Raw genomic sequence first — 12023 nt, 5'->3', positions numbered from 1 at the left:
GCAAAAAGGACTGTTTCATATTTCCTAATTGGAAATATGAAACAGTCCTTACGCATTTTTTGTCCTCTAACCCAGTATTATATTTTGTTATATTATTAATGAATAATCTCGCTTGCTTTTGCCTTTTCTGTCATTTTTTTCGTTCCTTTTTCCAATGGCTTTTTTAAAAAGAGAGCAATAATGAAGGCAATTGCACTAAAAACGAGAAGCATACTAATTGAAAATAGTACTGTTTCTTTCACCATGCCGCCTACTGTTTCTCTTAACAGATTAATAGCATGTGTAAAGGGCAGGAAGGGATTAATGGTCTGGAAAAATGGTGGTGCAACTTGAATAGGGAATGTACCGCCAGAACCAGATAACTGCAACACAAGAAAAATAATCGCTAATCCTTTGCCAAGATTGCCAAAAACAGAAACCAATGTGTAAACAATAGTCATAAATATTATGCTAATAAACATGCTGAACAACACAAATGCAACTGGTTCTGCTACATATGCCTTTAAGATAAATATATCTCCTAGTGTAACAATCAAACTCTGACATAATCCGATTGTTACAAAAGTGAGCCATCTTCCAAAGTATATTTGATTAGACGTGTACATGCCTTCAGGATTTCGAACATCCACTCTTAATAAAGAAATGAGCAATAAGGCACCAACCCATAAACTTAAGGTTGTATAAAAAGGAGAATTCGCTGAACCATAATTAGGAATTGGAAACAGAGAATTTTCATTTAATACAATAGGGTCAGATATAAAGTCACTTTCTTGCTGTATATCATTTTTCAACAAAGAAATAATCTCACTTAGATCGTATTCATCTTCAAAAGTCCGAATAGAATCTGCTGTTTTAGTCAATGTAGCTTCTAAATTTGGCAGTTCATTTTGGACCATATCTGCTGCTTTATGAACAGCATCTTCTACTCTTGGCAAATCATTCTCAATAAATGCAGCCACTTTAGAAATATCTTCTTCAGCCGCAGGAAGGTCATCACGAACAAAGTCTGCTGCTGCATGAAGCTTTTCCTTTAAAGCTGGAAAGGAATCTTTATAAAAATTTGCTGCGTCATTAATACCTTCCATAACTTTATCCATATTTTCCTGTATTAGATTTGTCGCTTCATGAATTTCTTTTTCTATTTTAGGTAAATTAGCGTTTAGCTTGGATAATTCTTCCTTTGCGAAAGTTAGTGACTCTTCTGTATTTTTTATTATCTCTTCTAGCTTTGGTATATTCTCTTGTGCACTTTCTAAATCATTCATTGCATTTTGCGCAGAATCCTTTATCCCTTCTAATGTACGATTAATCGCTGGTTCTGTTTGCTGATCATATCGATCTATGAGGGTAGTACTAAGCTCTATTGCTTCTTGTGATAATGCCATTAAAGTGCTTGCTTCTTCCTCATCATCTGCCTTAATCGTCTGAAGCTTCTCTTTTTCTTGCTGAAAATTTACTTGCAATGCTTGTAAGTCTTCTATTTCTGTTAATAAAGCTTCCTCTCCATTTGAGGTTGCACTGTTTAGAGTAGTAAATAATGAAATCGACCGTGTTAAACTATCGATGCTTGTTTGCACTTGTGCCTGTAAAGTCAATGCCGTTTTTGAAACTTCTTCTTCTGTTAGTGCTCCTGCCTTTACTGACGCTGCAAATTGATGAACAGCATCAGCTGTTTTTTGATAAAGCAGAAGATTTTGCTTATAAACTGGACCAACAGCATCAAGTGCTTGCCCATTTGCTTCCATAAACGCTGGGAGTACGTCTGCAATTTGCTTACCATTATTTATCCCTTGCTCTATTTGCTCTAATGAACCACTTGCTGTTTCAAGAAAGGATTGCATATCTTCTACATTCGATAATGCACTTGTTACCATTTCACTAATATCAGCAAAGTGAGCATCTAGCTCCGTTACTCGATCACCTAGTTTTTGTATCTCTGGCGCCTTTTCCTGTAATAGAAGTACACCTTCTCCTACCTTTTCTAGTTCCGGAATCTTCTCTTCTAATAACAGGATATTTTTACTGGCTTCATTAATTTCCGGAAATGCAGCTTCTAACGCTAAGATTTTTTGCGCTTGTCTATTGATTTCCGGAAATTTACTTTCAAGCTTTACCACCTTTTCTCCCAGTTCATTTATTTTAGGAACTTCTTTTTCTAACGCAAAAATTTTCTCTTCTATATTTCGAATCGTCGGCAATTCTTCTTCCAGTTTAATTCCAGCGTCATTAAAAACACTCAAAACAGACTCACTTACGGTATGTATAAAGTTTTCTTTCACTTGTTGTACAATGGTAGAAGCACCAGTTGATGTCATTTTTGGCGCGATTGCGTTTAATTTTTCGTTAACACTATAGTCAATTTCAGGCTTTACTTGTTTGTCATCTAAAATCGTGGCAATTTTAGCAGAAAAATCATCTGGTATGTATAGGCTTGCATAATAGTCTCCTTGCCTAACCCCCTGCTTCGCTTTTTCTTTACTTACAAATTCCCAGCCAAGCTTATTATTTTCCTTTAAGCTCGCTACAATTTCATCACCAATATTGACAGAATTATCGCGAATAACCGCTCCATCATCTTCACTTGTCACAGCAATTTTAATCCCACTCGTATTGGAATATGGATCCCATGAAGCTTTCAAATTAAACCATGCGTAAAGAGAAGGCAAAATCATAAGAGCCACTATTAAAAAAGCAGCTACTGGAGCTTTAAAAATACGAATCCAATCATTTCGATAAATAGTAAATGCATTCTTCAAAAAACAGACCACCTTTGTTAAAACTTAATTTATTGTATGGAAATGATTATAATACCATTCATAATTAAATAGAAGAATAATTCGATACATTTGAAATTTGACCGGCTTAAAATAAATTGCTCTTTTGTTTTCTGCTGCTGCATCACTCTCTAAAACAAGCTTGCCAGGTCCCCTCTTTTCTGCCTTGTCACCATAAGTTCTTTTGCCTCACAAAAAATAATTAGAAAGTATCATCCCTTTGTTTTTATTTTGGTATTTTTTTCTACATTCCCTTTTAAATAATGCTATATTTCTTCTTGGCATAAAGAGGAATAGAATGTATATGGAAAAACTAAAATCATTATTGCCAGTATTTATCTTACTTCTATCTACTGTTTTTGTATCACCTGCATCTGCTGCTAATAAGCTGCAGGTACACCTTATTAATGTAGGACAAGGAGATAGTACGATATTATTTTCAATGGAGGGAATAGCGATGGAAGTGATGTTACAACAGGGACTAAAAGATATGGAGACAAGGCACGATTATCGTGCTTGGGAAGATTAATAGCAAGGCGGTTCTTTTCCATCCATTTTGGGAGCAGGAGAATTGCCTTTTTCTATTATAATAGAAGAAAATAGCATTTCATTTGAACTCGCTTCCGCTCCAGCTGTTCTCTCACTCTTCTAATTCTCCTTCCCTAGTTTTTTTGAAACTTTTCCCAATAAAATCCGTAAACATCGTTAAAAGGAGTGATAGGGCAATGTTGGAAGTTAAGGTAAAAAACACAACGACCATTTACACATAAAATGGCAACTAAGCACCATTGAAATTCCCTTATCAGACATTACAGCAGTAGCAAATGACGAAACATATGCTGGGAAAGAAATAACCGGAATAAGAATTGGTTTTCCTTATGGAAACACAGACAGGGTCATCATACATACCAAAACAGATAATTATATTATTTATACAAGTATCGGAAATTTGCAGAACAAGATTACGAATTTCATTAAGGAAAAATAAATTTCTTTGACACCACAAAATTAGCCGATTTGTGGTTTTTTTTTGACTAAAGTCATTTACTCGAACTTAATCAAGCAAGTGATTAAAATATACTACCTTTTTTGAAGGAGAAACTACTCTCTTTTAAAAATACTATCTATCTCATGTCTTCATTTATATAATGATCATATAGTAAATTCAAACAATTCTATCAATAGAAATAAATGGAAGGAGTTTTATTACAGTGGAAAAAATAAAGAAAATAGCCATTCCAAATCACCAGCGTATCATCGTTATTTCCGATATACATGGAGAAGTCAATCTATTAAAAAAGCTCCTACATAAAGTGAATTATCGTCAAGATGATTACTTAATGATAAATGGAGATATGTGTGAAAAAGGACCTAGTAGTAAAGAAGTGATTCGTTATATTATGGACCTTTCTAGTAATCATCCAAATGTCTATGTAACAGAGGGAAACTGCGATGCGTTGATAGAGGAACTTTTGAATGAGAATCCTGCTCTATTAAAATATCTTGCAAGACAAAAACATTCTCTCGTAAATGAGTGGTTGGAAGAACTAGATTTTATTATTACAGAGCAAACAACAGTTCAAGAAATAAAACAGCTACTAATGAAACATTTTAGCCATGAAATCGATTGGCTGGTAAATCTCCACACCGCTATTGAAACAGAACACTTTATCTTTGTTCATGCAGGCTTAGAGAATATCAACAATTGGCAGGAAACAGATAGAGAACTCGCCATTTCGATTCCTTCTTTTTTAGAAAAGAACCATCAAGCGAATAAATACGTTGTTGTTGGACATTGGCCAGTTGTAAACTATTTAACTGAGTTTCCTTCTGACAATCCAATTATTAATGAGGACAAAAAAATAATCGCCATTGACGGTGGAAATATGGTGAAACCAACTGGCCAGCTAAATGCATTAATGATAGAAGGAGATACACTTTCTTATACATATGTTGACCATTTCCCTACTAGGAAAGTCCGCCAAGACTTTTATGCCGATTCTACTAAGTTTGGTGCGATTAATTATCCCTATTACTCTATTCAGCCATTAGCAAAAAATGATTACTTTACACAATGCAAGCAGTTAGAGACAAATCGCGTCATTTTTGTGAAAAACGAATACATTCACCTACTTAACGATGGAAAATACCAAGTAAAAACGGACGTATCCTGTGCTCAGCTTACCGTACATAAAGATGATCATGTATCCATTATTGATGACACTTGCACAGGATACACATTGATTAAAAAAGATGGCATGCTAGGATGGATAACGAAAGATTGTTTATAAGGAGCGGATATCCGCTCTCTTTTTTATTTTGAAAAACGCAGTAGATTTTATCGAGAACCCAATGCATTATCAGAAAAGGTTTTTTAGGGGATGTTCCATTTCCGATAATTGAATACGCTATCAATTAATGGTATAGTTTAATTATATCAAAAGTCTATACAATAAAGGCGGAATTTATTTATGCTAGTGATTCGAGAACTACCTATTGAAGCAATTACTATTTATCCATCCAATAGCTTTGACGGAATGGAGATATTATTTCGCGTTAGCAATCATAATTATCAATTTCTAATTGGTAATTCCAAAAATCCTTTTCCTATAAACGTAAAACATGTATTTAAGGAAAAGGCTATCTGTCCATTTTGCCAGAAAAAGATTTTACCCGTACCATTAGGCCAGCAGCTTTGCATAGCATTTCAAAAAAATCAGTCTGCCCTTTTGCAATATTTCCAAGAAGAATATCCGGATGCTTTTTGATGGACAGGTAGGGACAATTCTCCCCCCTTCCAGTTTTTCAAAAAGCAAAGTCGTCCCTCTAATTAATTTCTGAATATTAGAAATATAATTATTTATGAATGTGTTTTCATTATTAAAACGCTAGGAATCATCGCCATTTTTCAGTTTGGCAAGATGCCTATTCTTCCTTGCAAGCTTTTTCAATTGTTGTTAAGGTAGGTAAATGTATCAGATACAAGAATATAAAAGACAGCTGTCAACACTTTAGTATTCAAGACTTATAATTTGTAAGGGAGAGATTTGGTGCAGGTAGAAGTATTTATTTCTTTAGGAATTTATTTAGTAGGTATGTTGTTAATCGGTTATTATTCGTATAAAAAAACATCTGATTTGAATGATTATATGTTAGGAGGGCGTGGTCTTGGGCCGGCTGTAACTGCATTGTCTGCAGGCGCTTCTGATATGAGTGGTTGGATGTTAATGGGATTACCAGGTGCGATGTACGCTTCTGGAATTTCAAGCTTATGGTTAGCAATCGGATTAACAATTGGTGCTTATTTAAACTATCTAATCATTGCCCCACGACTTCGCACTTATACAGAAGTGGCGAACGATTCTATTACCATTCCAGATTTTTTAGAAAATCGCTTTAATGATTATTCGAAAATACTCCGTTCTGTTTCAGCGCTCGTTATTTTAATCTTTTTTACTCTTTATACATCATCAGGCCTTGTGGCTGGTGGCCGATTGTTTGAAAGCTCTTTTAATACCGACTATAAAGTAGGCTTATTTATAACAGCTGGGGTTGTTGTTGCCTATACTTTATTCGGCGGATTTTTAGCAGTAAGCATGACTGATTTTATTCAAGGTGTCATTATGTTTATTGCGCTCATATTAGTTCCTGTTGTAGCTTTTACAGATATAGGTGGCGTACAGGATACCTTTCAAGAAATTAAAAATGTGGATCCTTCCCTCTTAGATTTTTTTAAAGGAACCTCCTTTTTAGGAATACTATCTTTATTAGCATGGGGTTTAGGTTACTTTGGGCAACCACATATCATTGTTCGATTTATGGCTATAGGTAGTATTAAACAATTAAAGACAGCACGTCGAATTGGTATGGGATGGATGATTGTTTCTATCATTGGTGCCATGTTGACTGGTCTTATTGGGATTGCCTATTACTCTATTCAAGGACAGGAGTTAGCCGATCCTGAAACAGTTTTTATTGCTTTTTCTACTACTCTATTTCATCCATTGATTACTGGATTTTTATTAGCTGCAATTCTAGCTGCTATCATGAGTACCATTTCTTCTCAGCTACTGGTAACTGCTAGTTCGTTAACAGAAGATTTTTACAAGACATTTTTCCGTCGAGATGCTAGCGATAAGGAGCTTGTTCTTATTGGACGTATAACTGTATTGATTGTAGCATTGGTTGGAATCTCTCTTTCTATCAACCCAAATGATACGATTTTAGGACTGGTTGGCTACGCATGGGCAGGCTTCGGTTCAGCATTTGGTCCTGTAATCTTGTTAAGTTTACATTGGAAAAGGATGACAAAATGGGGAGCTTTAGCAGGAATGCTTGTGGGAGCTGTAACGGTTCTCATCTGGGCAAATATTTCCGTCTTACAAGAAACACTTTATGAAATGATTCCCGGCTTCCTATTAAGCACCATTGCAGTCATACTAGTCAGCTTAGCAACTGAAAAGCCATCAAAAGAAATAGAAGAGCAATATCATCAGATGGAAGATGTGATGAAAAAGTAAGCATTGTGACGGTTCTTCCTCTTTGGAAGAACCGTCCATTTATTTCCCCTACTGAAAAAATGTTAAAAAACCTTACAAAACACTAGTAATATCAAAGATAATATAATAAGGTTATGAATATATATAATTTTAGCAATATTCCATTAGCCCTCCATCACTTCCCTTATTAATATTCCTCCCTAAATCAAAAGTTCGTTTTTTACTATCCAATTCTTACAATATACGACAAATTAATATTTTTTTCGTCAAAATCCGCACATTCTATTGAAATAACAAAAAATAATATGTATAATAACCAATATCAATAGTTTGGCAGGTGATTTATCATCGATGCAAATGAAATGAAGAAATTTTTATCTCATGTGTATAACAAGATTTCTAAGGAGTTATTTGGTGCTGGTACAACATTATTGAAGGTAACAATCGAACAAAATGTTATCACCCTTCACGCAAAGCATCCTCGTGCATCACGCTCTGCTGCTCTGGAAGGAGAAGTACCCAGCCTTAAACAAGAAGTTGACTTTCATCTGTCCTTACTTTTTAAGAAAAAGCTTAAAGAACAACTAGAAGAAACAACAAATTGGAATATCGAAGCGATTCTTAGGGATTATGATTCTTTCACACAGCTTGCTTTTACAAACATTGTATTATCTAAAAATTAAACTTGGATTTCTTCTTGGATTTATCTAAGCAGAACGCCGACATATACAAAAGATAAGTTTAATCTTTGTTTACAAAGAAAAGACAATCTTAAGTAGAAGGATAATTCTATTTAAGCTTGTCTTTTTTTATTAGGCTGTTTTCTAAAAGATTGTTGTTTTATCAATGGGAAAAAAGAATTAGTTGGAAACAATTAGCAGTCGGAATACACGTAGACTCCTGTGGGATTAGCGAGACAGTCTGAGACCCTGCAGGAGCGTAGCGACGAAGCGGCTCAGCGCGAGCCCCACGGAAAGCGAAGTGTATTCCGGCTGCGGGCCATAGCGACAAACTTTAGAAAATAGCCTTTTATTATTATCAACGCTAGCAAAAAAGATAGTCTTTTAACCATTAACAAACAAAATCATTTGGAGGGTTCAAAAATGAAAATGAAAAAATTAGTTAGTGCAGTTACAGCTTCATCCTTCTTACTATTAGCCGCTTGTAGTTCAGATGACACAGCAAACAGCAGCAAAGAAACAAAAGAAAAATTAGTTATCTCCACTTGGGGATTTAACGAAGATTTCTTCCGCAACGAAATATATGCACCATTCGAAGAAGAAAATAATGTAGAAATCGTTTTAGATACTGGCAATAATGCAGATCGATTAAATAAAGTAAGACAAGGAAATTCAGATATAGATGTCATTTTCCTATCTGACTATTATGCACAACAAGGAATTGAAGATGATTTATTTGAAACAATTGACCGTAGCAAGCTTTCTAATCTAGATAATATTTACGAAGCAGCAAAAGCTCCACTAGGAGAAGATTATGGCCCAGCCTATACCATTGCTCAGTTTGGAATTGCTTATAATCCTGATGAAGTAGCAAAGCCAATTACTTCTTGGAAAGACCTATGGAGTGAGGATTTAAAAGGAAAAATAACCATTCCTAGCATTACATCCACAACAGGACCAATGATTGTAGATGCTGCATCCCTAGTTAGCGGCGAACAAGCTTTTAACGAAGATAAGGCTTTTGAACAATTAAAGGCATTAATGCCAAGCGTCGTGAAAGAATATGGACAAACCTCTGAATATGTAAATATGTTTGCTCAAGGTGAAATAGCTGCTGGACCAATCATGGAAATGTATTTTGCTGATTTACAAGAAGCAGTGCCTAATGCTGAATTTGTTACACCAGCTGAAGGCGGCTATGCTGTTATGAACACAATGAACGTAGTAAAAGATACCGATCAAAAAGAACTTTCCGAAAAATTCATCAACTATATTTTAGGAAAAGAAGCACAAGAAAAATCTGCAAAGAACAAAGTCGATTCACCTGTTAATACACAAGTTGAATTAACCGAGGAAGAAGCAGAAGGTTTAACATATGGAGAAGATGTTATCGCAAGCTTACACACATTAGATATGAAATTTATCAACGACAATTTAAAAGATTGGATCGATCGCTGGAATCGTGAGCTAGTTCAATAATAGAAAAGAGGGTCATCATGAAAGAGAAGCTAATATTGGATGTAGACACTGGCATTGATGATGCAATTGGTATTCTACTAGCAGTAAAGAGCAACGCATTTGATATTTTAGGGATTACAACCGTTAACGGCAATGTCTCTCTAGACCAAGCAACAACAAACACATGCAAAATACTAGATTTATTAAAAGCAGATCATATTCCTGTTATCAAAGGTGCCGCCACTCCTCTACTTCGGGAGCCCTTCTTCGAACACCGCATCCATGGAGAAGATGGATTAGGCGGAGCACTAAAGGAGGCAGCTGTCACTCATCCTGTGAGTGATGGCTTCGCTCCAGATTTTTTGATTAATTCAATTCTTAGCTTTTCCGGCGAGGTGACATTAGTGTTCACTGGACCATTAACAAATTTAGCATTAGCTGTTAAAAAATGTCCGCAAATTACGAAACACGTAAAAGAGGTTATTTTCATGGGTGGTGTAGTAAAAGGACCAGGAAATGTTACCCCAACAGCTGAATTTAACAGTTATGTGGATCCAGAAGCCGCCAAAATCGTTTTACACGCAGGCTTTCCTTCTATCACGCAAGTTGGTTTAGATGTAACAAGAAAAGCATTATTGACGAAAGAACATCTCGAATTCATTAAAGATGTCACATTAAGAGAATATATTAGTCAAAGCACAAACGATTATCAACAGAAGTATTTTGGCCGTTATGGTATTCATGCTTGTGCTATGCATGATCCACTAGCTGTTGGAATTGCGATAAATAAAAAAATCGTGGAAACGGAAAAGTATTTCGTCGATATAGAAACCAAAAGCGAATTATGTGATGGTCAGCTTATTTGTGACTTTCAAAATCGCCTTAATAAAAAAGCAAATTTACTAGTTTCCTTAAAAGTGGATGATCATGCCTTCTTCCAGATGTTTATAGACATTTTAAATGGTCACTTTGAGGAAAGGGAGTGACGTCTTGAAGAAACGATATTTATACTTACTCTTACTACCGGGTGTATTATTTTTAACAATATTTTTAGTGATTCCTATTCTTTCGATGATTGGTACAACCTTTCACGACGAAGGAACCTTTAGTTTACAAGGATATATCGATTTCTTTAAAGATAAATATTTTATCGATATCCTTCTTACTACTTTGCGAGTAAGTCTACTAACTACCTTTATCTGTATATTAATTGGCTTTCCAGTTTCCTATTATATCGCTAAGCTTCCTAGCAAAAGAAAAGCCATACTCTTGTTGTTTACCATTTTTCCATTGCTGACAAGCCCTGTCGTCCGCTCCTTTAGCTGGATGATTATCATTGGAAAAAATGGTGTGTTAAATAAAACGTTATTGAGCCTAGGGCTTATCCAGGAGCCTTTAAACATTTTATATACACCAAATGCCATTATTATCGGATTAATTCACCTTTTTCTTCCATTAATTATCGTAACACTTGTTGGTGTAATGGAGAATATCGACGGTGATTTATTACGCGCATCGGAAAGTCTAGGCGCTTCAAAGATTGCGACCTTTATGAAAATTATTGTGCCATTATGTGTTCCAGGTCTTGTTATTGGGAGTATTTTAGTATTTGTTGGCAGCTTTACCGCATATACAACACCAGCCTTACTAGGTGGTAAGCAACGAGTGATTTCCACTTTTCTTTACCAAAATGCCATTACACTAAATGATTGGAAACTTGCCTCTATTGTGGCAACGATAATGATTGTTGTTACCTTTATCATTATCTCTATCATGAATGGTGTTGCAAAAAAACTAAATCCAAAGGGGTAAACGTGTATGCAAGAGAAACATAGAGGATTGGCCCTCTTTACAATCCTCGTCTTTATTTTTTTACTTGGGCCACTTGTAATAATATCGATTACCTCTTTTGAGAGTGGAAGCATTCTGAAATTCCCTCCAGAAGAGTATTCCTTTAGATGGTATGAAAATATTTTTAAGGTAGAGATGTTTTTAAGCACTTTTAAGACATCTATTATCGTATCTATAGCAGGAAACATTCTAGCATTATTGCTTGGCGTCCCAGCAGCTTATGCGCTTAGTCGTTTCCACTTTGCTGGCAAGGGCATTATCAATGCTATCTTTGTATCTCCAATTCTTATTCCAGGAATTGTTCTAGGTTTTTCCTTTTTACGCTATATTGTTGTGACCTACAACCTTCCTATTTATTTATCCCTATTTATCGGGCATACGGTCATCATGCTACCATTTATTATTCGCGTTATTTCTTCTAGTCTGGCAAACTTTGATTTTTCTATAGAAGAAGCAGCACTCAGCCTTGGCGCGACTAGAATTGGGACATTCTTTAGCGTAGTATTGCCAAATATTAAATCAGGCATTATTGCAGCAGTCATGATTGCCTTTTTAGAGTCCTTCAATAATGTGGATATTTCTGTTTATATGACTGGACCTGGTGTAAGTACGTTTCCAATTCAAATGCTGCTATATGTAGAAAATTACTTTGATCCTACTGTTGCAGCAATCTCTGTTCTATTAATGTTCCTTACTGCCATCTTTATGTTTGCAGTCGAAAGATTAATGGGCCTGTCTTATTTCACGAAAAGATAATGGAG

General features: G+C 35.4%; 11 protein-coding genes. 10 read left to right on the top strand and 1 reads right to left on the bottom strand.

The window, feature by feature from the left end; translation table 11 throughout:
- Positions 1-95: 95 nt before the first annotated feature.
- On the bottom strand, positions 96-2756 hold the full coding sequence (locus ACWNMZ_RS07270) for a YhgE/Pip domain-containing protein (RefSeq protein ID WP_349204983.1): 2661 nt from the start codon (positions 2754-2756) through the stop codon (positions 96-98).
- Positions 2757-3072: 316 nt separating this feature from the next.
- On the opposite strand from ACWNMZ_RS07270, the gene ACWNMZ_RS07265 reads away from it, so the two are divergent.
- From ACWNMZ_RS07265 to ACWNMZ_RS07220, 10 genes are all read left to right on the top strand, one after another.
- Complete coding sequence (locus ACWNMZ_RS07265) at positions 3073-3303, top strand: hypothetical protein (protein ID WP_349204984.1); 231 nt, start codon at positions 3073-3075, stop codon at positions 3301-3303.
- 237 nt (positions 3304-3540) lie between these two features.
- Positions 3541-3762 carry a SunI/YnzG family protein gene (locus ACWNMZ_RS07260; RefSeq protein ID WP_081836625.1) on the top strand — a complete coding sequence of 74 codons (222 nt, stop codon included), beginning with the start codon at positions 3541-3543 and terminating at the stop codon, positions 3760-3762.
- 223 nt (positions 3763-3985) lie between these two features.
- A complete protein-coding gene (locus ACWNMZ_RS07255; protein ID WP_349204985.1) occupies positions 3986-5065 on the top strand; it encodes a metallophosphoesterase in 1080 nt (359 codons plus the stop codon).
- Positions 5066-5245: 180 nt separating this feature from the next.
- Positions 5246-5542, top strand: coding sequence for a hypothetical protein (locus ACWNMZ_RS07250; RefSeq protein ID WP_031537293.1), 297 nt, complete (start codon positions 5246-5248; stop codon positions 5540-5542).
- A gap of 282 nt (positions 5543-5824) precedes the next feature.
- A complete protein-coding gene (gene putP / locus ACWNMZ_RS07245) occupies positions 5825-7294 on the top strand; it encodes a sodium/proline symporter PutP (RefSeq protein ID WP_235252297.1) in 1470 nt (489 codons plus the stop codon).
- 341 nt (positions 7295-7635) lie between these two features.
- Entirely contained in the window at positions 7636-7956 is a 321-nt protein-coding gene (locus ACWNMZ_RS07240; RefSeq protein WP_031540043.1) for a Na-translocating system protein MpsC family protein, read from the top strand.
- A gap of 426 nt (positions 7957-8382) precedes the next feature.
- Positions 8383-9432 carry an ABC transporter substrate-binding protein gene (locus tag ACWNMZ_RS07235; RefSeq protein WP_349204989.1) on the top strand — a complete coding sequence of 350 codons (1050 nt, stop codon included), beginning with the start codon at positions 8383-8385 and terminating at the stop codon, positions 9430-9432.
- Positions 9433-9449: 17 nt separating this feature from the next.
- Positions 9450-10397, top strand: a complete 948-nt coding sequence (locus ACWNMZ_RS07230; protein ID WP_349204986.1) for a nucleoside hydrolase — start codon at positions 9450-9452, stop codon at positions 10395-10397.
- 4 nt (positions 10398-10401) lie between these two features.
- Positions 10402-11223 carry an ABC transporter permease gene (locus ACWNMZ_RS07225; RefSeq protein WP_031540040.1) on the top strand — a complete coding sequence of 274 codons (822 nt, stop codon included), beginning with the start codon at positions 10402-10404 and terminating at the stop codon, positions 11221-11223.
- Between the two features lie 6 nt (positions 11224-11229).
- Positions 11230-12018, top strand: coding sequence for an ABC transporter permease (locus tag ACWNMZ_RS07220; protein WP_031540039.1), 789 nt, complete (start codon positions 11230-11232; stop codon positions 12016-12018).
- Positions 12019-12023: the final 5 nt, after the last annotated feature.

It is taken from the genome of Niallia sp. Marseille-Q9988 (genome assembly GCF_976954375.1).
Note: the sequence above shows the minus strand (reverse complement) of the source record. Positions and strands in the feature narration are given on the sequence as shown.